Raw genomic sequence first — 23,741 nt, 5'->3', positions numbered from 1 at the left:
TTTTAATAAATTAAAGACCCAGCGCTTTTTTACCGGCGTTAATCACCTCGATAATTTTATCCGTATCATAAATACAGCCCTTCCAGGCGCCACCGCTGACCGCCTGCAACGCCGCCCACAGACGCGTATCGTCCGGTAGGTAGTCATGCGCCTTCAGACCGGGATGCAGATCGCGTTCCGCCAGCACGGCTGCGCCCTCTTTCGGCCCCATACGCCCCTCCGCGCTGCCGATAAAGTTCACGCTTCCTTTGAGCGACAGGCGATCAACAATTATCTCGATCATATCCCCATCGCGCAGTTTGCCAATCGGCCCGCCTGCCAGCGCTTCCGGCGCAACGTGCCCTAAACATGCGCCGGTAGAAACGCCCGAGAAACGCGCGTCCGTAATCAGCGACACGGTTTTCCCCCATGAAATATGTTTCAGCGCGGACGTGAGCTGATAGGTCTCTTCCATCCCGGTGCCCGACGGACCGCCGCCGATGATCACCATAATATCGCCCTGCTGGATGTGCCCCTGTTTGATGGCTTTGATCGCCGCCTCTTCCGAGACAAATACCCGCGCCGCGCCCGTATGGCGATACACACCGTCTTCATCGACAACGGAAGGATCGATCGCCGTGGCTTTGATCACCGAACCTTCCGGCGCGATATTGCCTACCGGGAAGGCCACCGTTGATGTCATCCCTTTCGCTTTGGCGCCTTCCGGCGACAGGATCACCTCATCCGGCTCCACGCCATCCTGGTCACGCAGGCACTGACGGAACTTCGCCCGGCGCTCGGAGCGCGCCCACCAGTCCAGGTTTTCACCGAGCGTCTGCCCGGTAACCGTCATCACATCTTCATGCAGCAACCCGAGCCGACGCAGGTGCAGCATCACCTCCGGCACGCCGCCCGCAAGGAATGCGCGTACCGTGGGATGATAATCCGGCCCGTTAGGCAGAACGCTCACCAACCGTGGCACTTTACGGTTAATGGCGCTCCACTGCGCGACATCCGGCAGGGTGCACTTCGCCGCATGAGCGATAGCCGGAATATGCAGCAGCAGGTTCGTCGATCCGCCAAAGGCCGCGTGCACCACCATCGCATTCACAATCGCTTTATCGGTCAGGATATCGCGCGCAGTAATCCCCTTTTCATCCAGCGCCATCACCGCTCGCGCCGACTGACGGGCGATCTCCAGCCACACGTCCTGGCCCGACGGCGCCAGCGCCGAGTGCGGCAACGACAGCCCCAAGGCTTCCGCCACCACCTGCGAAGTCCCGGCAGTGCCAAGGAACTGGCAACCACCGCCGGGCGATGCGCAGGCGCGACAACCCAGTTCCGATGCCTCTTTCAGGCTCAGTTCGTTATTGGCGTAGCGCGCGCCAATGGTTTGCACCTTCCCGGCGTCTTCACCAAAGGTGGGTGGCAATGTCGCCCCGCCCGGCACGAGGATCACCGGCAGATCGTGCATCGACGCCAGGGCGATCATCGTCGCGGGCAGTCCTTTATCGCAGGTCGCCACCCCAATTACCGCGCGCCGCGTCGGCAGTGAACGGATCAAACGACGAAAAACGATCGCCGCATCGTTACGATAAGGCAGCGAATCGAACATTCCATGCGTCCCCTGCGAGCGCCCATCGCACGGGTCGCTGACAAATGCCGCAAACGGAATGCCGCTCAGGCGCGTAATCTCTTTCGCCGCCGCCGACATTTGCAGGCCAATCTCCCAGTGTCCGGTGTGATAGCCCAGCGCGATCGGGCGACCATCCGAGTGGCGAATACCGCCCTGAGTGCCAATCAGCAATACTTCACGCCCGGTCAGTTTGTTGGCATCCCAGCCCATTCCGGCGTTTTGCGTCATGCCAAACAGATTGCCGCTCGGCGACTCCAGCAGCATCTGCGGCGTCAACGGCAGCGCCCCCTGCGGCCCGGCGGCATGCGTTTTCACCGCATAGAATGGCTCATCCTGCGGCGTGAAAATGGTGTCGATGGACATTTTTTCGCTCTCCCAATCAACAGAGTTCAAGGCGTTTCAGCAGCGCTTTTAGCTGCTGGCGGCGCGCGTCATCCAGCACGCCTGCGGGTGGCATTGTCCAGGTCGACATATCGCGCCCACACAGCACCATCGCCTCTTTAATCACATTCACAAACGGTGTATCCAGTTGATAAATCTGCGGCACCTGTACCAGCTTCTGGTGAATTTTCGCCGCGGTGCCGAGGTCACCATCAAGGAATGCGCGACGTAAATTAACCGACAGCTGCGGGGCAAAGTTTACGCTTGCGGAAATCGCACCATCACCGCCCAGCATGAGGGTGTTGAACAGATGGTCGTCATAGCCGCACAGCACGCTGAAGTGCGGATGCTCCGCTTTAACGGTGTTAATCATGCTGCGGATGTGGGCGATGGAGTCGATGGTATCTTTAATGCCGACAATATTTTTGCGCGACGCCACCAGGCGCTTCACCATCGCTGGCATAAGATCCTGGCCGGTGAGCGCCGGGAAGTTATAAAGAATTATCGGCAGCGTGACGCTATCAGCCACCTGCTGATAGTAGTTCAGCAGATTCTCTTCAGACACTTTCCAGTAGTACGGGTTGATCACCACGATCCCATCCGCGCCGCACTCTTGCGCATGCTGGCTAAGAGCGATCGTTTCGCGCGCGTTGGTGCCGCCGGTACCAATAAGCACCGGTACGCGCTTATTCACGTGCGCCGTGACAAACTGTGCAACCGCTTTGCGCTCATCCACTGAAAGCTGGGAAAACTCGCCGCCGCTGCCGAGGAAGAAAAGCCCATCCACGCCCGCGGCAATCAGGTCGTCAATTAATATGCCGGTGCCTTTCGCATCAAATTGCCCATCTGGCGTGAACAGCGTCGAAACCGGGGGAATGATGCCTGAGAACTGCACTGCTGGTTGCATGGATACTCCTTAATGTTTATTTTGTTCTACATTATAGAACGATGTTCTTATTTATAAATTTACTGTAATCCACGACCGGCGTGGCGGTAAATCACGGAGAGGAGCAGGTTGTGTGTTTTTTAGACTTGATCACAAAATGGAGAGCAACAGGATGTAACGAGAAGGCGCATCATTCAGCGTCAGCGTCTAAGTGAACGTTATTTTGCCAGGAAGCGGATCCTCACCATTTATCCTGCTGATTTTAGTGCGTTTTTATAATAACAGTAAATCAGCCGTATCCGAATCTACAGAGCCGCCCTCCGGCGGGAACGGTGAAGTTCAGCAGGATGCCGATAAATCAGCCCTTCCGTACCCAAATTACATGATATTATGCGTACATCCATTGTTCCTCGCGTCTTCAAGGCCCGCAGACCGTCTATACAGCGCTTTCTACCCCTGAACTCATCGCCATAATGAATACATATAATAAAAAAGCTCGTGCCTACCATTTCCCCGCATTCCGCTATCTGTTCACCGCCCGCTTGCTTACCGTCCTCGGTAACGGTATGGCGCCGATTGCGCTGGCCTTCGCGGTACTCGATATTGGCGGAAGCGTTTCTGATTTGGGTATGGTCGTGGCCTCTCGCTCCATTCTCAACGTCGCGTTTCTGTTGATCGGTGGCGTCCTGGCCGACCGCTACTCGCGCAGCCGGGTGCTGGTTTACTCATCCAGCGTCGCCGCCCTTTCGCAGGCTATTGTGGCCTGGTCAGTGCTGGATGGCTCCGCGACGGTGTTAAGCCTGGCCCTACTTGGCGCACTCAACGGGGCTTCCGCCGGGATCGCCTTACCGGCCTCACAGGCGCTGGTTCCGCAGACGGTGCCCACGCACAATCTACGCGAAGCCAACGCGCTGGTGCAGCTCGGTATTTACAGCGGCACGGTGATTGGCGCATCCCTTGGCGGGATCCTCGCCAGCTCGGTCGGCCCCGGCTGGGGGCTGGCAATCGACGCCATGGGCTTTGCCGCCGCGGCGCCCCTGTACTTTATGATTCGCGTGGCATCGTCCAGGGTCAGCGCCTCGCAAAGCAACATCCTGCAGGATTTAAAAGAGGGATGGAAAGAGTTCGCCAGTCGCTCCTGGGTGTGGTCGATTGTGGTTCAGTTTACGATTATCAACGCGGCATTCAGCGGCGTGGTGATGGTGCTCGGCCCGGCGATAGCCGACGCCACCTTTGGCCGGGCAAACTGGGGCATCATTGTGGCAGCCGAGAGCGTCGGGTTGATCGTCGGCACCTTTATCGCCCTGCGCTGGCGGCCGCGTCGGGATCTGTTTATCGGCGTCATGCTGGTTGGGCTGTGTTCGGCTCCTATTCTCCTGCTCAGCCAGGGCGCCTCGGCCGGCTGGCTGATTGCCGCTTTCTTCCTGACAGGGGTCGCCTTTGGACGGTTCGGCGTTTCCTGGGCCCATTCACTGCAAACACACATCCCGCCGGAAAAACTCGCCCGCGTTTATGCCTATGACGCTGTCGGATCGTTTGTTGCCATCCCTTTCGGCGAGCTGGTCGCTGGGCCGTTAGCGATGCAGTACGGCAACAGCCACGTTTTATTGGTTGCCGGCATCGCGGTGGCGATCGCCACCGTCTGCGCCAGCCTGGTTCCGTCGATCAGGCGGCTGGAGAACGCCGCGCAGGTCAGATCGCTGTAAGCTGATAAACCGGCACGCGCCGCGTCGTGCCGGTTAAGGTATCGAAAACGTCCATTTCCGACGTGGCGATACGCATCCCCGCTTTGCGCAGCCGCTGCACATCGGCGGCGATGCGCTGCAGGCCAAACCAAAACAATCCATCCAGCGCCGTCACCGCCAGCCTGTTTTCCAGCGCGAGCCGCAGGCGTTCGCGCGGGTGTTTTACCTGCTGGGCGATTTCACGATAGGGCGTTTCGCTGTTACCCGCCCCGTCGGTTCGGCGGATACGCGTTGAGAGATGGTATTGAAAGGCGTCCGGTACGCCAGCGAGATCGCTTTTCAGGCTGTAGACACAGCCAAAACGCTTACCGTTGAAGGTCGCGCTTTTCTGGTTCAACGCAAGCTCATCGCGCACGCTGGCGATCAACTGCGGCGCGCGCGTCAGCAGCAGCCGGAAAGGCAGTTCGAAGCTGGTGACGTAATCCACATTCAGCAAGGCAATACGCAGACGCTCTTCCGCTCCCGCCCCGCTGGCCTGACATTCCGCCATCACATCGGCCCACTGTTTCGTGAGGCGTTCGCTTTCCATCGCCTCCGTAAAGCGGTATTTCTCAATCTGGTAGTCAATGCGCGCGCTCACCGTTGATACCCTTCTGATTATCGTATTATGCGTTGCTCACTTTACCAGCGACGCGCGAGCACCGGAAGCCTCTATCTGACAACAATAACCCGCCATTTCAACGGCCATCACGGTGCAGGATGCTATTCACACGTATAGCGCCACGGCCCGCGCGGGCACGGCTGCATCAACGCATTCACGCGCTGCGGATAAATGGCGTACATTCCGCCGTTGAAGGGGTCAACAAGGAACCAGCCGGGGATGCCGAGGAACAGGAGGTTGCCGAAGGTGTACCAGTGGGTGGTTCGGGTTTGCAACGGGACCAGCGTCGGATAGTAACCCGCTTGTAAAAAAGTCACGTTGTAGGTGAGTTTGCCAAAATAGCGGTTATCCGATTTAGGCAGCGTGACCCGTTGCGGAGTCACACCGCGTGCGCTCACCACCCCATGATTATCCGAGATAATAAATTGCGCCCCCACGGGGTTGCTTTCCAGATACACGCTCTGCGTCGACTCGCCGACAATCGTGGCGCAGCCGCTCAGCAGCAAACAGACCACAACGGATAACACGACTTTTACCATTTCTTAGATTCCACTTTTCCCTCATAAGATAGTGTCCTTAAAGCGACAAAACGTCGGGCAATATTAAATCGTGCGTCGGTAGGTTAGCCCCGCCACCGTGCGCCCCCCGCGAACAAATGCTATGATATGCCAACGATTTTTGGCTGCCTGACAGTCATCTTCACCATGATAAATGACGAGGAATCCCGGCATGAAAGCGAAGTCTGTCACCCTCTATGACGTAGCCGAGCACGCTAACGTCTCGTATCAGACTGTCTCCCGGGTCATCAATCAGGCCGCCCACGTATCCGAAAAAACGCGCCTTAAGGTTGAAGCGGCGATGGATGCGCTGAACTATATTCCCAACCGCATGGCGCAGCAGCTGGCAGGGAAACTGAGCCATACGCTGGGGTTTGCTACCAGCAACCTGGCGCTGCATGCCCCCTCGCAGATTGTGGCCGCCGCCAAGTCGCGGGCGGGCGAACTGCAATTTAATGTGGCGATCGCCATGACCGAACAGTCGGGGCTGGAGGCCAGCAAAGCCGCCATTAGCCAGCTGCTGTCGCAGCGCGTTGACGGCATTCTGGTCAATATTCCCATGGAAGAAGAACATACCCAGGAAATCGTCCGGCTGTGCGGGGCTATTCCGGTGCTGTTTCTGGATGTCTCGCCGTCAACCACCACGCACCATATTGTTTTCGACCCGCAAATGGGCGCAAAGCTGGGCGTCGATCATCTGCTCGAACGGGGTCATCAGCAGATAGCCCTGCTGTCCGGCCCGCTGAGCTCCATTTCGGCGCGGCTGCGTTTTGAAGGCTGGCAGTCTTGCCTTGCGCAACATCAGTTGATGCCGGTGGCGGTGATGCACGGCGACTGGAGCTCGCTATCGGGCTATCAGCAGGTTACCCGGCTGCTTAACGAGGGAACCCTCCCGACGGCCATACTGGTGGCGAACGATCAGATGGCGCTGGGCGCGCTACGCGCACTTTCCGAATACGGTTTGCCGGTCCCCGGGGCCGTCTCGGTGGTCGGCTACGATGATACGGAAGATAGCGCCTGCTTCACTCCGCCGCTCACCACCATCAAACAGGATTTCAGGACGTTAGGGAAAATCAGCATAGAGCGTCTGCTGGCGCTGATCGACGGGGAAGAGACGGTATCCGAATTACTGCCGGTCAGCCTGGTAGTGCGCAAAACCACCGCAAAACCGCCGTCTGATTCGCTCAGCCCGCAGCAGCTTGCAGAGGAACTGTCTCGCCTCGCCCGGCAGGTTGCCCGCCTGCAATAACCGCTCTCCTGCGCCCCGCCTTCGGGGCCATGATTTGTGATTGCCTTCACTCTCTCCCGCGATGATCCTTTACACGCAGCGGGAATCCTCACATAGTGGTTAAAATTGTGAGCGAATCGCAAATATATCAAGGAACCACCACTATGAACCCTCAACCTCTCTCTTTGGCCGCCGTACTCGCCCGGCGCGACTGGGAAAATCACGCCGTCACCCAGCTCAACGCGCTGGCCGCCCATCCGCCCTTTTCCAGCTGGCGCGAGGTCGATGACGCCCGCCGGGACGCCGTATCACCGTCGCGGCAACTTCTCAATGGCTGCTGGCAGTTCAGCTACTTTACGCGACCGGAGGCGGTACCGGAAAGCTGGTTACAGCACGATCTGCCGGACGCCCGCGGCATTGCGGTTCCTTCCAACTGGCAGATGCTGGGTTACGATGCGCCTGTTTACACCAACGTCACCTATCCCATTCCGGTCAATCCACCGTTTGTCCCCCGGGATAACCCCACTGGTTGTTACTCGCTCACATTCAATGTTAATCCGCAATGGCTGACCGACGGGCAGACGCGCATTATCCTCGACGGCGTCAACTCGGCCTTTCACCTGTGGTGTAACGGCCAGTGGGTCGGCTACGCGCAGGACAGCCGGCTGCCGTCAGAGTTTGATCTTAGTGAACTGCTGGTTAACGGCGAAAACCGCCTGGCGGTGATGGTGCTGCGCTGGAGCGACGGCACCTATCTCGAAGATCAGGACATGTGGCGAATGAGCGGTATTTTTCGCGACGTCACGCTGTTGCATAAGCCGACCGCTCGCCTGAGCGACGTTCAGCTGGTTACCCACCTCAACGACGAATTCAGCCGCGGCACGCTGGAAGCGACCGTGGTCGTTGAAGGCGATATCACCCACGACACGCGCATAGCCGTGCAGTTGTGGCAAGACGATCGTCTGGTGAGCGAAGCAGAGCAGCCGCTCGGCAGCGACATCATTGATGAGCGTGGTGGTTATGCCGATCGTACCACGCTGCGCCTGCCGGTCGCGCAGCCCGCGCTGTGGAGTGCGGAAGTCCCCACGCTCTATCGCACCGTCGTGCTGCTCAAACGCGGCGATACGCTGATTGAGGCTGAAGCCTATGACACCGGCTTCAGAAAGGTTGAAATCAGCGGCGGGCTGCTGAAGGTGAACGGCCAGCCGCTGCTGATTCGCGGCGTCAACCGCCACGAACATCACCCGGATAACGGCCAGGTGATGGATATCGACACCATGCGTCAGGATATCCTGCTGATGAAGCAGAATAACTTCAACGCGGTGCGCTGTTCCCACTACCCTAATCATCCGCAGTGGTATCGTTTATGCGACTACTACGGGCTGTACGTGGTAGATGAAGCGAATATCGAAACCCACGGGATGGTGCCAATGCGCCGTCTCAGCGATGACCCGGGCTGGCTGCCGGCGATGAGCGAGCGCGTCACCCGCATGGTGCAGCGCGATCGCAATCACCCGTCGATTATTATCTGGTCGCTGGGTAACGAGTCCGGGCATGGCGATAATCACGACGCGCTGTATCGCTGGATCAAATCCAACGATCCTTCCCGCCCTGTGCACTATGAAGGCGGCGGTGCCAACAGTGCAGCCACCGACATCATCTGCCCGATGTATGCCCGCGTCGACCAGGATCAGCCGTTCGCGGCGGTGCCAAAATGGTCCATCAAAAAATGGGTCGGCATGCCGGATGAGAGCCGTCCGCTGATCCTCTGCGAATACGCGCATGCGATGGGTAACAGCCTTGGCGGTTTCCATAAATACTGGCAGGCCTTCCGTCAGTATCCCCGTTTGCAGGGCGGTTTTATCTGGGACTGGGTCGACCAGTCGCTCAACAAGCGCGATCAAAACGGTCAAACCTTCTCCGCCTATGGCGGTGACTTTGGCGACACGCCGAACGACCGTCAGTTCTGCATGAACGGCCTGGTGTTTGCCGACCGCACCCCACACCCGTCGCTGTATGAAGCGCGCTACGCCCAGCAGTTCTTCCAGTTCCGCCTGGTGGCCGAAAATCAGCTGGAAGTGACCAGCGAATACCTGTTCCGTCACACCGACAATGAGCAACTGTTCTGGACGGTGAAGCTCGAGGGTGAATCGCTTGCCAGCGGCAGTGTACCGCTGGCTATTGCCCCACAGGGGAAACAGACGATCGCCCTGGAACTGCCGACGATCGCCCGCAGCGGCGAGGTGTGGCTGAACGTCGAAGTGCGGCAGAACGCCGCCACCCGCTGGAGCGAATCCGGGCACATCTGCGCCCGCGAGCAGTGGCAACTGCCGGGCCTGCTCTACGCGGAATCCATCGTCACACGAGGAAAAACACCGGTACTGACGCAAAGCGATAGCCATTATTTGATTGCGCACGGCGAGCAGCAGTGGCAGTTCGATCGTGCCAGCGGCCTGCTGACACAGTGGGTCAGCCACGGCCAGGACGTTCTGCTGACGCCGCTGCAGGATCAATTCACCCGCGCGCCGCTCGATAACGACATCGGCGTTAGCGAAGTGACACGTATCGATCCCAATGCCTGGGTTGAGCGCTGGAAAGCGGCCGGTCATTACACCATGACCTGCCGTACCGTCAGCCTGAGCGCCGATACGCTGACAGAATCGCAGACGGTGCAGCTGCGCTCAGAGCATCACTGGCTCGCGCACGGCAATCTGCTGTTTATCAGCCGCAAAACTTACATTATTGATAATCAGGGCGAACTACAAATTCACGTGGATGTTGACGTCGCCCGCGGCACGCCGTCTCCGGCACGCATCGGCCTGACCTGCCAGTTGGCGGAAGTTGCGCCGCAGGTCAGCTGGTTGGGGCTGGGGCCGCATGAAAACTACCCCGATCGTCAGGCCTCGGCCCAGTACGATCTTTGGCAGCTTCCGCTAGCTGAGATGTACACGCCGTACGTCTTCCCGAGCGAAAACGGCCTGCGCTGCGGTACTCAACGTCTGGAATATGGCGCCAACCTCTGGCGCGGCAATTTCCAGTTCAACCTCAGTCGCTACAGTCAGTCTCAGTTGCATAACACCTCACACCGGCACCTGCTGGTTGAGGAAGCAGGAAGCTGGCTGAACATTGATGGCTACCATATGGGCGTTGGCGGCGACGACTCCTGGAGCCCCAGCGTTTCCGAGGAGTATCTGCTGCAACAGCCGCATTATCACTACAGTCTACGCTGGGCGCGTCGCTAGCCCTGCCGCAAGCTCAAAATCCACGCCGACGCGTGGATTTTTTTTATGCGTGCGCGAAAGCCCGCCATATGATAATCGTATTTCTACAAACGCTTATGATTATCACGCTTTATATTACGGGAAGAATGGATGTTGATGAAAACAACGGCCTCAGCGCCTCACGAGGTCAGAGCACAGTTTCGCGCCGGGGTGGTTGCCTGCTTTCCGACGATCCCCGGCTACTGGAGTATTGGTTTTGCCGCCGGAGCCATCGGCACACTTTCTGGTTTTACCACTCTGCAAACGGCGCTGCTAGCCAGCCTGCTGTACGCCGGGTCGGCACAATTTCTCTTCTACTCGCTATGGGCCGCGGGCGCGGAGGTGGCGTCGGTGGTGGTCAGCGTTCTGCTGGTTAACCTGCGCTATCTGCTGATGAGTTCGGCAATGAGCGTCTTCTTTCGCGAGCACACCACGGTACAAAAAATCCTCAGCGGCCTACTGTTGACCGACGAAACCTTTGGCGTGGCGGTGCAGTACGGCGGCACGCACGGTAAAGTCCCGTTCGCCTGGATGCTGGGGATTAACGTCGCCGCGTGGCTGAACTGGATCCTCGCCTGCATCGTCGGCGCCGGTCTGGCCTCAGCGCTGCCGCCCGCGCTGATGGAAGGATTGAGCTTTAGCCTTGTCTCCATGTTTATCGGCCTGGTGCTGATGCTGTGGTTCGCCAGTCGTCGTCGGCTACTGGAGACTGTTGCTATCGCCGTCTCCGTGTTGATTACGCTGTTAATGGCCGGCCATACCGACACCAGCGTGGTGGTGATTGTTGCCGCGTCCGTTTCCGCAACCCTTGCCACGCTGGGGCTGCGCTTGTTCGCGAAGGGAGAACAATAAAATGGAACGCAATATTCTGCTCGCCATTATTGCCTCGGCGGTGGTGACCGCCCTGATGCGGACCGTGCCGGTTCTTCTGTTGTCGCGCTTTCGCATGCCGCATGCGCTACAGCAGTGGCTCAGCTTTATCCCGGCCGCCATTATGTCGGCCATTATCGCCGCAGAGCTTGTCGGCAAACCCGCGCTCACGTCCGGCGGGCTGAGCATTTCGCTGCTCGCGGCGGCAGCGGCGACGCTTGTCGGCATACTCAGCCGCAGCCTGTTTGCCACGGTCATTGCCGGAATGGTGGCTTTTACCGGGCTCAGTTTCCTCCTCTCCTGATGCAACATGGCGTTCTGCCAACAGCAGAACGCCATGTTACGGTCAGTTTACTCCGCAGCCGCCGTTTTCACCCGCACGCCTGCCAGTACCACCATCATCGCCACCACCAGCAGCACGCCGCTGGCGGTAAAGACGCCGCTGGCACCGTTCAGGTCGAAGACCAGCCCGCCCCCTGCCGCGCCAGCGCTGATGGCCAGCTGAATGGAGGCCACCAGCAGACCGCCTGCGCTCTCGGCTTCATCCGGTACCGTGGTGGCAAGCCAGGTAGACCAGCCTACCGGCACCAGACCGAAGGCAAATCCCCATAGACTCACCAGCAGACCGTCCAGCAGCGCCAGATGACCGAAGGCAACCATCATCCACGCCAGAATCCCCATGGCAAACGGTACCAGCGCCAGCGTCAGACGCAGGTTGCGCGCCAGCAGATGTCCGGCGATGGATGTGCCGACGAAGTTCGCGATGCCAAAACCCAGTAAAATCAGCGAAATGGTTTCCACGCTTGCCTGACCGACCGTTTCGAGGAACGGACGCAGGTAGGTGAAGAAGGCAAAATGGCCGCTGAAGATAAAAATGGTCGCCAGCAGCCCGCCCACCATACCCGGACGGCGCAGCACGTTAAACAACGTGCCAAGGCTCGCGCCGCTGTCCGGGCGCATGGACGGCAGCACCCATAGCTGCCACAGCAGCGCCAGCGCGCCGGGCACTACGCAAAGAATAAAAACGTTACGCCAGCCAATCAGGCTACCGAGAAAGCTGCCGAGCGGTGCGGCGACCACGGTGGCAATTGACACACCGGCAAAGATAATCGACAGCGCTTTTGGCACATCGCTCGCCGGCACCAGCCGCATCGCGGTCGCCGTCGACATCGCCCAGAAGCCGCCAATCGCCACGCCCAGCAGCAGTCGACCTAATAGCAGCGCGTGCAGCGACGGCGCAAACGCCACCAGCAGGCTGGAGACAATCTGCAGCAGGGTAAAGAACATCAGCACCCAGCGACGGTCGATACTTTTGGTGGCCGACGTAATCAGCAGCCCGGTCACCAGCGCCACCAGCGCGGTCGCCGTCACCGTTTGCCCGGCGATACCTTCGCTCACGCCGAGGCTTGCCGCCATCGGCGTGAGCAGGCTGGCCGGTAAAAACTCGGCGGTAATCAAACCGAAAACCCCCAGCCCAAGCGACCATACGGCACGCCAGGCGGGTTTGGCCGGGGCTAAAGACCCGCTTTCAGCGACGCATGAATTCATCTGTTACTCTCCCGTTATGAAAATGTGATATCTGTCGCAAAGCATAGAAAGTTCCGCCTGGACGATCTATGACATATAATCTCCAATTATTGATAATTCGTCCGGAGTTGCGACTGTGAGCCACCATGCCCCCGATTTAATCAGTGAACTGCTGCGTGGAATGCGCCTGTCCGGCGTCAAATATCGCCGTATAGAAGCCAGCGCGCCCTTTGGCGTGGCTTTCGGTCAGGCAGCGGGCAAAGCGCAGTTTCACTTTGTCAGCCAGGGGACTGCGCTCTTAAAGACAGAGAGCGGCGCGCGCTTCGAGCTACAGAGCGGAGATGCGCTGTTTATTCCCAACGGCAATGCCCACGCGCTGCTGTCGGATGATCACGCCATCGTGACGCCACTCGCCGACTTTCCCAGCGAGCCGATTTGCAGTTCAGTGTGCGATATTCACTGCCAGCCCTGCCCCGACGGCGGCAACGTGGTTATATTCAGTGGATGTATGGATTTCGATCTTGGCGGCATGCAGCCTCTGGTCAAAGCAATGCCAGAAGTGATGATGGTGAGCCGACTGATGTCGACCTGGCCGGAAATCCACCCCTTGCTTTCCGCCATGGAGCGCGAATCTCAGGGGCGTCAGGTGGGGTTTGCCGGGATCCTTGCCCGGCTCGCGGATGTTGTGGCGGCGCTCATCGTCCGCGGTTGGGTGGAAGCAGGCTGCGGCAAGGCAACCGGTTGGATTCAGGTACTGCGCGATCCGCGCCTCAGCCGCGCCATCTACGCGATGCATCAGCAGCCCGGCATCAACTGGAGCGTGGCGGACTTAGCCAAAGAAGCCGGTACCTCGCGCTCGGTGTTCGCTGAACGCTTCCTGTCCGCAACCGGCACCACGCCGGCTAAATACCTGGGCGAACTGCGCATGCGGCTGGCGGTGCAGTATATCGGCCAGGAGCAGCAGGCCATTGAAACCGTGGCGCTCAAACTCGGCTATAGCTCAGTGGCCGCGTTCAGTCGGGCATTTAAACGCGTTGTCGGCCATTCGCCGGGGGCGCTACGCGAAAACAGTGAGATCGCGTCCGAGGTATAGTTGCCACGTTCGGCCATAATAATAAGCGAGAAGGTATCCGTTAGTGTTTTACCGTTAATATGGCCGCACGTGAGTCGCTTGAATTATTTGCATCATGAATGAATAATGCCTTAATAACCGAATAAAAAACCTTACCGTTTCTTATTTCCAACTTGTTCATAACATTTCGTTTGATGGCGCTAATTCTTTTCTCTGAACGACCGGTAATGCGCGTCAATAGTTCAGGCTTTATTCCCATGCTCAACGCCAGTAGAATAAACAGTTCATTATCGGAAAGCGAAAAATAAAGCGACTTCTCTGCTTCGCTATTCACTCCCGGCGAATATATATCAATCAGCATTTCGCTGTGGTTATTCTTAATGTTATACACCACCAACCCACTCGCGCTACGCAGCAGGTAACCGATAATCAGAGGCGAGACAACCTCTGTCAGTACCATGATGTTTTTACAGGAATAAAGATGTGCATCCCGAGCTAACCGCTGAACTGACAAGGTAATATCCAAGTCATTGAGAATAACAATGAAATCCAGAATGACGTGTCCTATTCGATAGACACGCGTCTCTTTTTGAGCTGGATTAAGAAGTTGCAGAATGCCAAAATTCAGATAGGCATCATCGCTGTAACTTACCACCTCCATAATATCCTCTCCCTCGGAAATACTCTTTACAATTAAAACACTAACGATTGTGAAATGTCATTTCAATGAAATTAAAGTCCATAATTGGACTGCGTTATTTTTATTTTAAATATATAATCCCACCAACTATAAAAAGATTTGTCCTGGACTCGCCAAAAACGAGAATAAGCATAAAATATCAATCACTCATTTTTCTGACGCATGCTATACTTTACGCATATTATTCATTGAGAAATAAGTCATGTCGCAATCAGATGATTCGTCTCGTTCATTACATGCATTCGAGTTTAGTCAAAAAACGAAACCCCTTAAGGCAATTATGACGCTGCATTCCATTCTGGCGCCATTTGGCAGCGCATTTACGTTAAGTCCACCCGCCAAAATGTTGCTCAGTAACGATAGAGAAACGGCTTTTATTGTGTTGGTCACGACCGGCTGCTTTTCTGTTAGCCATGCTCAGGTTGATTTGCATATGGCAACGGTGTTTGCGCCAACCGTTGTAGGGCTTATCGATGGCTATAGTCTGTATTACGATGTGCAGGCCAGGCCGCAGCACTACATTCGTGCGGAAACCGAATGTACCGGCTGGATTATTCCGCTGGATACCTTCGTCGAGAAGTGCGATGAATTTAATCTCTGGCATGACATTGCGCGGATCCTCGCCCAGCGCGTGATGGTGATGAGCGCTCGCGACAGCGAAATGGTGGGCAATGATGCCTACAGTAAAATCCGCTCGCTGCTCATTGAACTGTGGCTCTACCCGGAAGACATTCGACGGCAGATTAAGGTCTCTTCCTTTATTCAGCGACGCACTCGAATCTCCCGCAGCCGAATAATGGATGTGCTCGCCGAATTAAAAAAAGGCCATTATATTGAAGTGCAATCAGGAGTTCTGGTTTATATGGATAAATTACCGACCGCATTCTAATGATGATCAAACCGAGCGTCTTCGGTAAATATCCTTGCAGCTTCTGTTTTTAACGTTTTGCCGGCAAACGTTGTTCCCAGGAACAGATTGACGTTAATAAGATTATCGTACATATCTGCATCGACCCACGTCGTCAGCCAGTCATTTCCCTGGCGAATAAATTCTGTCAGCGCAGCCCGATCGCCTGTCGATTGATATCGCACTATCTGCGCCAGCGCCCGATCTTGCCTGACGCGCGCAATCCCCAACCCGCTCTCGCGCATTGCCAGCACCTCAACCTCATAGCGCTGTGGATGGCGTTCAAAACCAGTTAAAAGATTTTGCTGACGAAGGGTCAGCGCAACCACGCCCGACAGCGCCAGGCACACGACAACCACCCCGGCGCTGAGCAACGGCAGCGCAGGGTGTGTTGTTTTGTGGGCTGACTGACGGTACCCTGCCGCCATTCCGGTCAACATCACTAACAACAGCCAGTGTACCGCCGACTGATAAAATGGATATTCCACCTGTGAATGCAACAACAGCGGTAAGATGCAGCACAATAGCGCCAGCGAGCGACGCCGCTTCGCGCCGAGGAATATCACCATGCCAGCATAAATCTCGCACGCCAGCCCCAGTAGGGCGACCATCCCCCCTTCCACCCACCAGTAGAGTATTTCATTGTGCGGATGCGGGATAACCAGCCGACCGTTATCAATCGGATGTGGCCGATCGGCAATAAAGTGGCTGAAGCTCCAAAGAAAGCCCCCATCACCCCAGCCTCGCCACGGATGCAGCACGATCATGCTCCAGGTTTCACGCAGAATCATCCATCGCTGGAGATTCGAACCATGATGCGCGTTCAGCACGTCCAGCAGCGAATCCGGCATGGCCAACGCCCCTGTCGCCACGCCGACCAGGGGCGCAAATAGCATCGCCAGCCGTTTTACTGGCGTGACGAGCCGCCAGTGAAGGCCCACCATACCGGTATAGACGCATAACGCGCTGAGCCAACCGATTCGCGAGCCTATTTCGGTCAGCGCCGAGAAGATAGCCACCAGCGCAACACAAGCCGACGCCAGACGCAGAGCCTCAAGACGCCGACGTGCAAGGCGAAACCTCGCGGAACCCAGGAGAAAAAGCCATATCGCCCCACCGCAGGCCAGAAAAGAGGCCGTAACGTTACGCTGCTGAAAAACGCCGACATTACCGGGATTGGCCGCCAGTATCTGTTGCTCAAACTCGGGCAGTACGCCACGCCAGTGCAGGCCGGCAAGGCTATAAGCCGTTTGCATCAGGGCCGCAGCGGCAACCAGATACAACAATGTTTGCTGCTGCTGCACGTTAAACCGGCACTGCGCAAACAGCACCAGCAATAACATCCCTACCCATAGCCCGGCAAAGCGCGGCAGCGCGTCAAGCAGCCAGGTCTGATGCGGGCACCACGCCAGGGGCAGAGTCATCAGCAACGCGCCCGCCAGCATCGGTATCATCCCCGGCGGCAAAACAATGCCCGTCGAAAGCAGGCCTGGCCACCCCACGCCCAGCACCACCAACATGATGAGCCATACCCACAGCGTGGTGGGCAGCTCGCTGCCGCTACCGCCCATATTGGGGATCACGGCATGCATTGCCCCCAGATAGATGATCGCCAGCAGGCCCACAATCATCCACGATGCACGACGCGCCAGCTTACGCTTATCGCTAGCCATGGTGTTATCTCAACGCCTGTTGCCACACGGGCATGACCCGGCCATAGTCATTGATGGTTTGCCATTGCGCCAGACAGCGGCCGGTGGCCGGGCAGCCGGATGTCGTCACGCGGGTAAATGGCGCTACCATCCCGGCGTTATTGACCGGCCGACCATTGAGTTGAAGATGAAAGAGCGTCACGTAATACGGCGTAGGATTGCGGACCCATACCTGCGCGCCGTCACGTTGCCACTCGAGTTGGCGATAGGCATCCTCTTCGCGTCCCTTCAGCCCCACCGGGCGATAAAAGAGCTTCATACGGCTACGAATCGCCACCTGAAGCGAGTTGGGCGAGGGCTTACCCTGCGTTTGCGGAATGCTGGCAACGCTGAGCCAGAACAGACTTTCACGATCGTCCGGCAGGTCTCCGCCGGTACGTATAATGCGAATCATATTGCTGCGCCCCGCCGCCAGGGGAAACAACGGCGGCGTGGTCATAAACGGCACCTGGCTGCTGGCCTGGCCCTGCGCATCAAGCACTTTTGACAGCAGCAGAAAACGCTGCTGCGAGGTGTTATTGACCGTAAAAGTGATGCTCGTTTTGTCGGCATTGAAGATAAAGCGAGTTCCCTCTACCACCACGCCAGCCTGCGCGTACCAGCAGGTACAAGCTGCTATCCATAACGCTATCCATTTGATCATCAGCATCCCGCCTTATTGCCACGTCAGCGTAAAGGTGGCGGTAGCATTCGCCGCGCCGCTGGTCACGCTGCCCGCGGTCGACAAATAGCGGGCGTAAAAGATAAAGGTGTTGTCGGCAAGCGTCGGGTCGATAGGGAAAGTTGCCGATGCTTTATTCAGCGGCAATCGGCTGTGGTCCGCGCTTTGCAACTCGATGCCAATACCGCCGGCGGCCTCGGCGCCATCCAGCGCCAGCAGTTGCGGATCGGCCCTATCTGCCGCCCCCGTAAAGGTGAAATCCACCCCGCTGGCGGCCGCGCCGCATTTTTGCAGGTCAATCACAAAGGCGACGGGCTGAGAGCCGCTGCCCTTTGCCGAAAACTGTTTGTCGGGAATGTCGCCCAAAGGCACGCTTTGCGCCTGCGATTGCGGTGCGACAATGCAGGTATTCGCCTGAATTGTACCGCTGACATACACCTGACCGTCATGGGCCAGCACCGGGAGACTGCTGAGTAGCAGCATACCCACGAGAAGAGAACGATTTTTCATTACTGATAGCTCAGGTCAAAGTACATGACCGACGACGCGTTACCGGCGGTCACCGGGATCTTCGTCGCCTTGTAGCGCAAGAAAAAGGTCAGCGTATTGTTATCGCCTTCTTTTAAAGGCTGACTCTCGCTGTCGGCGTTGATCGCCACGCTGTTTTTATTCGCATCAAGAATTTCCACGCCCACGCCTGTCGCCATCCCGCCGCTCTCCGAGGTGTCAGAAAGCGCCAGCAGCTTATTGTTATCGTTATCGGGCGTGCCGCTGAACGTCACCGTCGCGCCGCTGATACCGCTGCTGCAGTTGTTCAGCCGAATCAGCAGATCTGCGGTAGGTGAAACATCGCCTACCGTGGTAAACAAGGTGCTGGCGAAATTGCCGATAAAAATCGTCTGCAGCGTATCCGCGGTTTCCACATCGCAGGTCGACGCAATCACCGTGCCGCTCATGTCGATCTCGACGCCGTTATCTGAGGCGTAAGCGACGGGCATCATCATGCTTAGCGCCAGCAGCCCTATTCTCCGTTTGCTCATCATTCCCCCTAGTTAAAATCGACCACGATATACGCCTGCGCATGGAACACCCCCTGTTGCGGTTTGTTGCCGGTAGCGCTGATGGGAAACACGGTGAACGGTACCGTCGCCGTATAGTTCTCCAGTTGGAAAGGGATCGTGCCGGTGTTGGGCGTAATCACGTTGCCGAGAATATCGGTGAACTGCACGGCGATATCTTTATTGTCGGTGGCGATAGCCGACGGTTCATTGCTGTCCGCCTGCCCCTGAAAGCGAAAGCTCAGACTGGCCATCTCAGAAATGCCGCCTGCGCACTTAACCGGCACCTGCTCGGCAATCGGGGTAAAACCTGACGGCTTTTGCCCTTTGGTTTTAAAGTTGCCCGAGGCGATATTGCCAAAGTTGATGGTGATAACCTGGTTACCGTTGACCTCACAGCTTTGCGGTACCGTGATGGAGCCGCTAAATGAGATGGTGTAAACCGGCGTGCCAAACGGCGAGCTGTTAGTCCGGTTTACGTAGACGTTGAACAGATGCGTCTGCGGGATAGTGACGTTGCCCACAAACGGTTTGGCAATTTTAATCTGCAGCGTGATGTTGGAATCGGAGACCGGAAAATGACAGCCGTTGGAGACACAGTTATCCTGCCCCATCCGCGCATAGTTAGTCGGAGCATAAACGTCGCCCGCCACCGCATCCGTTACCCTTAGCGCCCCTTCCAGATAATCGTTCAGCGACAGATATTTCCAGTTGCCTGATGTCTCCACCACCGGATAATTCGAGACATAAGATCGATAGGTGTAGTTGCTGGTCTCGCCAAATGTCTTCGGGCACACGGCATTCATATGAATATCGCCGGAACGCACGACCTGGGTGGTTTTGCCCGCCACGTTGGTATCGGCATTCAGCGAGGTCGAGACGTCAAAGTTCTCGTTCTGCGTTGAGCCAGAGGCGTTGGTACAGCTGTCGGACGAGCCAGCGTACGCCGTATTCATCGCGACAACGCACATTAAGCAGAATGCTATTTTTAAAACGTATTTCATGTTGGTTTCCCAAAGACTAGCGGCAGGTTGCCGTCAGGCGGTTAAATTCCGTCATCTGCTCAGAAGAAAGCTGGTAATGTGCGGAGCAACGTTTGGCGGCACCATCGCCCCACTGCACCGTCAACGATCCGGATGACGGCAAGCCGGAGAGATAGACCTGGCCGTCATCCCCCACCAGGCTACTGAGCTGGCTATCGTCAAGCGTGACCGTCGAGCCAAACGGCACCGGTTTTTGATTTTTCAGCAGCGTTATCAGCGCGCGAGCCCCCACGTGGGCCTTAAACTCGGCACGCACTAACGCCCCCTGCGTTGGCACCACGTTGACCACCGCATCATCAATATCGACGTTGCTCCCCATTGAGTTGGTATCGAGCGCGACGCGATTCTGCCGATAGGTCGTGGCGTAGGGCACCACCGCGTAGCCGCGCCAGTCGGTTTTAATTCCGGTGGTATTTTCCAGCTCAACGCCCGCCGCGCCCGGTGCCTTCACCAGAATGTTGGTGTCTCCCAGCGGCTGACTTAACGTGACACCGTCACGATGCACCACAACGCCGCCGCTCATCCCGTAGTTACGCTGGTGATAACCGTCGCTATAGTTGTATCCCGCTTTCAGGTTGCCGTAGGTTCCCTGGTAGTTCAGGCTGGCGTTACCGCTGTCACCCGTACCGTGGTTGGCGTAGCTTTCCTGGACGTTATAGCTGAGGTTGTTTTCAGCCAGCAGCGTACCGTTAACCCCGGCGGTTTGTGACGTTTTGCCGTGGCGATCGGTGCTCATGTTATAAGACGCATTCAGCGAGTTGGCGGCGTGATACATATCGGCATTGCCGCTGGATAGCCATTCACCGAGCGGCAGTGACAGCGTAAACGCATAGACCTGGTCGGCTTCGCTCTCACCCGGTGAACGGTCATAGTTCCAGGTCAGTCCGAAGGAAATATCGTTCCAGGTACCGTTGTAGCCCACCTGAATCAATCTGTCGGTTTCATCGGTATGCCAGTAGCTTTGCTCGGAACCGGTGACAAACAGCGAGCCGTGCTCGCCTACCGTCTGCGAGATATTGAGCTGGACCTTGCCCTTTTTGGTGTAATAGAGATTGTAAAAATCGGTCCATTCCGGCTTATCCTGCTGACCGTCATGATCGTCATCCTGGCCGCTATCGTCACCGGTATACCCTTCCATATGACGATAGGTGGTTTCATCAAGGGTATAAAATCCCTGCGTCGAGTAGCGATACCCTAATAGCTGGAAGTTGGTGCCCAGCGAGTTCAGCGCTTTGGCATACAGGAAACGAACGGACTGCCCTTCATGCTGGCTACCGTCAATCAGCGTGCTATTGGCCTGGGTTACATCAACCGATAGCGCTCCGACATCGCCCATATTCAGCCCCAGTCCCAGCGCAAATGCCCGATAATCATCGCTAGCCTGGCTGCCGCCATAGGCGGTGAACCCCTTTGGAAGGCCCCAAATTAGCGTTCCCTGGGCAAAATTCACCTCTTCCTGCTGATCGTTGCTGCTGCGATATTTCCCTGCGGTAAGGGCATATTTGAGGCGCCCTTCGCGCTGCAACAGCGGTACGGCCGAATAAGGCACGCTGTAGCTGTTCTCGCTGCCATCGGTTTCCTGTACCGTCACCAGCAGATCGCCGCTGGACGAGGTGGGATACAAATCGGTAATCGCAAAGGCGCCGGGCGAAACGTAGGTTTGATAAATAACATAGCCGTTCTGCTTGATAGTGACTTTGGCATTACTGCGCGCGATGCCGCGCACCGTCGGCGCAAAGCCTTTCAGGCTATCGGGCAGCATATTATCGTCCGAGACTAGCTGTACGCCGCGAAAACTCAGGGAGTCAAACACGTCGGAGGGGGTATAGCTCTCGCCCAGCGTCATTTCCGCTTTTAACGGGATAATCGTCCGTTCTGCGTAGGTACTGATATGCTGCCACGAGTTCTGCGTACTGCCCTCGCCGTGGCTGTAGTTCCACGTCGAATAGTCGCGCAAACGCCAGGCCCCCAGATTGAGGCCGCTCTGCAAATTGAGATAATCGCTATCCTGGTGGCTGGTACCGCCGCTGCTGCTGCCGGAAAAATCATAGTTCAGCGTCAGGGCGTTAATCCCCTGATCCCACTGCTCCGGCGGAATATAGCCGCGCGCGCTTTGCTTCATACCGGCCTGCGGAATACCGATCTCGAGCGTCTGGTGTTCGAAGTCAAAGCGGGTGCTGGCGTCTGGAATAGCGGCAAACGGCACGCAGCTGTCTTTCGGCAGCGCTTTCAACGCCGGAAACGCATTTTTATTCAGCCCCATCGCCTCCAGGCGGGCAAGCGTAAAACAGGGCGTCAGGCCAGTATCATCCTGGCTCTTTTTGTCGGCCTGAAAAGTGACATCTTCGCTAGCGACAAACTGCTGGTTCACCGAAATATCAACGCGATATTTACCCGGTGCCTGTCCGTTGCTATTTTCAAAACGCGAGAGATCCGCCACCGCCGAACTGTCTCCGGAAAGGAAAGCGGGATTGAAGTAATTATCCGCGCAGGCCATAGAAGGCATGCCGCCCAGCGCGATCGGCAAAATAAAGAGGTAGCGTTGTTTATATTCCAACCACACTTGTACGGAAATACGAATACGGAATGCCATTATTTTGCCGACCTGTCCTGGTAATTATTCCATCACTGCATTTTGTTTTGGCGTATTCGCCCCGTAGTCATTCACCGTCTGGAAAGTAATCTGACCGTGAGCGTTATGTGGGACAGATACCGTACTTTGCCCCATTGGGGGAACCATCGTGGCGGGCAGCTCGGCGGCACCGTCCATCAGCTGTACCAGCGTGATGTAATACGGCGTCGGATTTTTGACAATCAGCTGCGTGCCTGACTGATGAAAACGCAGGTGGTCAGGCGCGTCAGCAGACTTCATGACCAACCCTGTCGGGCGGATAAACATTTTGATGCGATTCAGCACCGCAATTTGCAGGGTATTCTTATTCTGTGAATCTTTGCTCGCCGCCGGAATCGCCTTCACGTTCATCCAGTAAAGACTTTCACGATCTTTAGGTAACGCATTCCGCTGGCCGATAAACATCACCCGGAGCGTATTTTCTTTCTGCGGTTTAATCACAAATAGCGGCGGCGTGACGACAAAATCGCTGCTTTTATGGCTATCGGCATTCTCAACCCAGGACTGAATTAAAAACACGCCCTTACCGTCGGTATTATTCACCGATAGTGAGATCTGCTCGCTCCCCTGCGGATAAATAACGCGAGTGGATCCCAGAGCAATACCGCCATAATCAGCGGCGTGCGCTAGCGGGGATAGCGTGATAAGCGTTAACGCCGTCAACAGTGCGCGGGTACGAGAATAAATGAACATGATTTACCTATAAAAATACGGCCGCCGCAGCGGGAAATTACATGTAGGTCAGCGTGAACCAGGTTTGCGCGTCAGCCTCGCCGGGCGAAACATTGGCCGCCGTTGCCCTGTATTTGGCGATAAAACTCAATACGTTGGTGTCATCCTTCAACGCGGAAAAACGCTGAGGCTGAGCGTTAGGGATAATCAAATTTCCGGCGCTATCAAATATACCGATACCGACATTCCCGGCGCTGCCTGCGCCGCTGGTCACCGCCAGAACCGTAGGATCCCTGGCATCCGTCACGCCGTTGAAAGCCACGCCGACCTGTTTGCTGATGGTGGTATCGCAATCCTTAAGCACAATGCTGAACGGTTGGGGATTGCCCCAGGTTCCGGTGCCGCTAAAAAGACTGGATCGCACCTGCCCCATTTCGACGGTCTGCGCATCGCTGTGGGTATCCACAACGCAGGCCGCTTCCACTACCGCGCCGATAAAATGAACGTCGCCACCGGGTACGGTGACAACGTGGTGGTGACCTGCCTGTGCAAGCGATGGCAGGCAGGCGATGAACGCAAGCGCAAGGCCCGACGGCATCACTTTCATGACAACC

21 protein-coding genes are annotated in these 23,741 nt (G+C 56.8%); 7 read left to right on the top strand and 14 right to left on the bottom strand.

Going from position 1 to position 23,741, the window contains the following annotated elements; genetic code table 11:
- Positions 1 to 10: 10 nt before the first annotated feature.
- Together M989_RS10150 and M989_RS10145 are read right to left on the bottom strand one after the other, a co-directional pair.
- Entirely contained in the window at positions 11 to 1,978 is a 1,968-nt protein-coding gene (locus M989_RS10150; RefSeq protein ID WP_064544925.1) for a YjhG/YagF family D-xylonate dehydratase, read from the bottom strand.
- A gap of 16 nt (positions 1,979 to 1,994) precedes the next feature.
- The gene (locus M989_RS10145; protein WP_064544923.1) at positions 1,995 to 2,903 is read right to left on the bottom strand and encodes a dihydrodipicolinate synthase family protein; all 909 of its coding nucleotides are present in this window, start codon (positions 2,901 to 2,903) and stop codon (positions 1,995 to 1,997) included.
- Positions 2,904 to 3,355: 452 nt separating this feature from the next.
- Between M989_RS10145 and M989_RS10140 the strand changes: the two genes are divergently transcribed.
- On the top strand, positions 3,356 to 4,588 hold the full coding sequence (locus M989_RS10140; RefSeq protein ID WP_064544921.1) for an MFS transporter: 1,233 nt from the start codon (positions 3,356 to 3,358) through the stop codon (positions 4,586 to 4,588).
- Here the strand turns inward: M989_RS10140 and M989_RS10135 are convergent.
- Entirely contained in the window at positions 4,575 to 5,207 is a 633-nt protein-coding gene (locus M989_RS10135) for an ECs1377 family protein (protein WP_064544919.1), read from the bottom strand. The genes M989_RS10140 and M989_RS10135 overlap by 14 nt on opposite strands.
- Before the next feature lie 122 nt (positions 5,208 to 5,329).
- Positions 5,330 to 5,767, bottom strand: coding sequence for a hypothetical protein (locus M989_RS10130; protein ID WP_064544918.1), 438 nt, complete (start codon positions 5,765 to 5,767; stop codon positions 5,330 to 5,332).
- 190 nt (positions 5,768 to 5,957) lie between these two features.
- Between M989_RS10130 and M989_RS10125 the strand changes: the two genes are divergently transcribed.
- From M989_RS10125 to M989_RS10110, 4 genes are all read left to right on the top strand, one after another.
- Positions 5,958 to 7,034 carry a LacI family DNA-binding transcriptional regulator gene (locus M989_RS10125; RefSeq protein WP_064544916.1) on the top strand — a complete coding sequence of 359 codons (1,077 nt, stop codon included), beginning with the start codon at positions 5,958 to 5,960 and terminating at the stop codon, positions 7,032 to 7,034.
- Between the two features lie 143 nt (positions 7,035 to 7,177).
- Positions 7,178 to 10,255 (top strand): beta-galactosidase, encoded by a 3,078-nt coding sequence (locus tag M989_RS10120; protein WP_064544915.1) that lies wholly within the window; start codon positions 7,178 to 7,180, stop codon positions 10,253 to 10,255.
- A 129-nt stretch (positions 10,256 to 10,384) separates the two neighbouring features.
- Positions 10,385 to 11,125, top strand: a complete 741-nt coding sequence (locus M989_RS10115) for an AzlC family ABC transporter permease (protein WP_064544912.1) — start codon at positions 10,385 to 10,387, stop codon at positions 11,123 to 11,125.
- A 1-nt stretch (position 11,126) separates the two neighbouring features.
- Positions 11,127 to 11,447, top strand: a complete 321-nt coding sequence (locus tag M989_RS10110) for an AzlD domain-containing protein (RefSeq protein ID WP_064544910.1) — start codon at positions 11,127 to 11,129, stop codon at positions 11,445 to 11,447.
- Positions 11,448 to 11,494: 47 nt separating this feature from the next.
- On the opposite strand, the gene M989_RS10105 is transcribed toward M989_RS10110, so the two are convergent.
- Positions 11,495 to 12,691, bottom strand: coding sequence for an MFS transporter (locus tag M989_RS10105; RefSeq protein ID WP_064544908.1), 1,197 nt, complete (start codon positions 12,689 to 12,691; stop codon positions 11,495 to 11,497).
- A gap of 115 nt (positions 12,692 to 12,806) precedes the next feature.
- Between M989_RS10105 and M989_RS10100 the strand changes: the two genes are divergently transcribed.
- Positions 12,807 to 13,763 (top strand): AraC family transcriptional regulator, encoded by a 957-nt coding sequence (locus M989_RS10100; protein ID WP_064544907.1) that lies wholly within the window; start codon positions 12,807 to 12,809, stop codon positions 13,761 to 13,763.
- 40 nt (positions 13,764 to 13,803) lie between these two features.
- On the opposite strand, the gene M989_RS10095 is transcribed toward M989_RS10100, so the two are convergent.
- Positions 13,804 to 14,403 carry a hypothetical protein gene (locus tag M989_RS10095; protein ID WP_064544905.1) on the bottom strand — a complete coding sequence of 200 codons (600 nt, stop codon included), beginning with the start codon at positions 14,401 to 14,403 and terminating at the stop codon, positions 13,804 to 13,806.
- A 319-nt stretch (positions 14,404 to 14,722) separates the two neighbouring features.
- Here M989_RS10095 and M989_RS10090 point away from each other — a divergent pair, with 319 nt between their 5' ends.
- Positions 14,723 to 15,331 carry a helix-turn-helix domain-containing protein gene (locus M989_RS10090; protein ID WP_342447180.1) on the top strand — a complete coding sequence of 203 codons (609 nt, stop codon included), beginning with the start codon at positions 14,723 to 14,725 and terminating at the stop codon, positions 15,329 to 15,331.
- On the opposite strand, the gene M989_RS10085 is transcribed toward M989_RS10090, so the two are convergent.
- From M989_RS10085 to M989_RS10050, 8 genes are read right to left on the bottom strand one after another with little or no spacing between them, the layout of a single operon-like run.
- Positions 15,328 to 17,022, bottom strand: coding sequence for a PglL family O-oligosaccharyltransferase (locus M989_RS10085; protein ID WP_064544901.1), 1,695 nt, complete (start codon positions 17,020 to 17,022; stop codon positions 15,328 to 15,330). The genes M989_RS10090 and M989_RS10085 overlap by 4 nt on opposite strands.
- Positions 17,023 to 17,026: 4 nt before the next feature.
- A complete protein-coding gene (locus M989_RS10080) occupies positions 17,027 to 17,704 on the bottom strand; it encodes a fimbrial biogenesis chaperone (protein WP_064545012.1) in 678 nt (225 codons plus the stop codon).
- A 12-nt stretch (positions 17,705 to 17,716) separates the two neighbouring features.
- Complete coding sequence (locus tag M989_RS10075; protein ID WP_064544899.1) at positions 17,717 to 18,232, bottom strand: fimbrial protein; 516 nt, start codon at positions 18,230 to 18,232, stop codon at positions 17,717 to 17,719.
- The gene (locus M989_RS10070) at positions 18,232 to 18,762 is read right to left on the bottom strand and encodes a fimbrial protein (protein ID WP_064545010.1); all 531 of its coding nucleotides are present in this window, start codon (positions 18,760 to 18,762) and stop codon (positions 18,232 to 18,234) included. Before M989_RS10070 ends, M989_RS10075 begins: the two co-directional genes overlap by 1 nt.
- Positions 18,763 to 18,770: 8 nt before the next feature.
- Positions 18,771 to 19,784, bottom strand: a complete 1,014-nt coding sequence (locus tag M989_RS10065) for a fimbrial protein (RefSeq protein ID WP_064544898.1) — start codon at positions 19,782 to 19,784, stop codon at positions 18,771 to 18,773.
- Positions 19,785 to 19,800: 16 nt separating this feature from the next.
- Positions 19,801 to 22,416, bottom strand: a complete 2,616-nt coding sequence (locus tag M989_RS10060) for a fimbrial biogenesis usher protein (RefSeq protein WP_064544896.1) — start codon at positions 22,414 to 22,416, stop codon at positions 19,801 to 19,803.
- 24 nt (positions 22,417 to 22,440) lie between these two features.
- A complete protein-coding gene (locus M989_RS10055) occupies positions 22,441 to 23,148 on the bottom strand; it encodes a fimbria/pilus periplasmic chaperone (protein ID WP_064544894.1) in 708 nt (235 codons plus the stop codon).
- A 37-nt stretch (positions 23,149 to 23,185) separates the two neighbouring features.
- Positions 23,186 to 23,734: a fimbrial protein gene (locus M989_RS10050; RefSeq protein ID WP_064544893.1), complete on the bottom strand. Its 549-nt coding sequence runs from the start codon at positions 23,732 to 23,734 to the stop codon at positions 23,186 to 23,188.
- Between the last annotated feature and the right edge of the window lie 7 nt (positions 23,735 to 23,741).

The sequence above is a fragment of the Kluyvera georgiana ATCC 51603 genome (genome assembly GCF_001654985.1).
Taxonomy (GTDB): domain Bacteria; phylum Pseudomonadota; class Gammaproteobacteria; order Enterobacterales; family Enterobacteriaceae; genus Kluyvera; species Kluyvera georgiana.
This window is presented reverse-complemented; position numbering and strand designations above follow the sequence as displayed.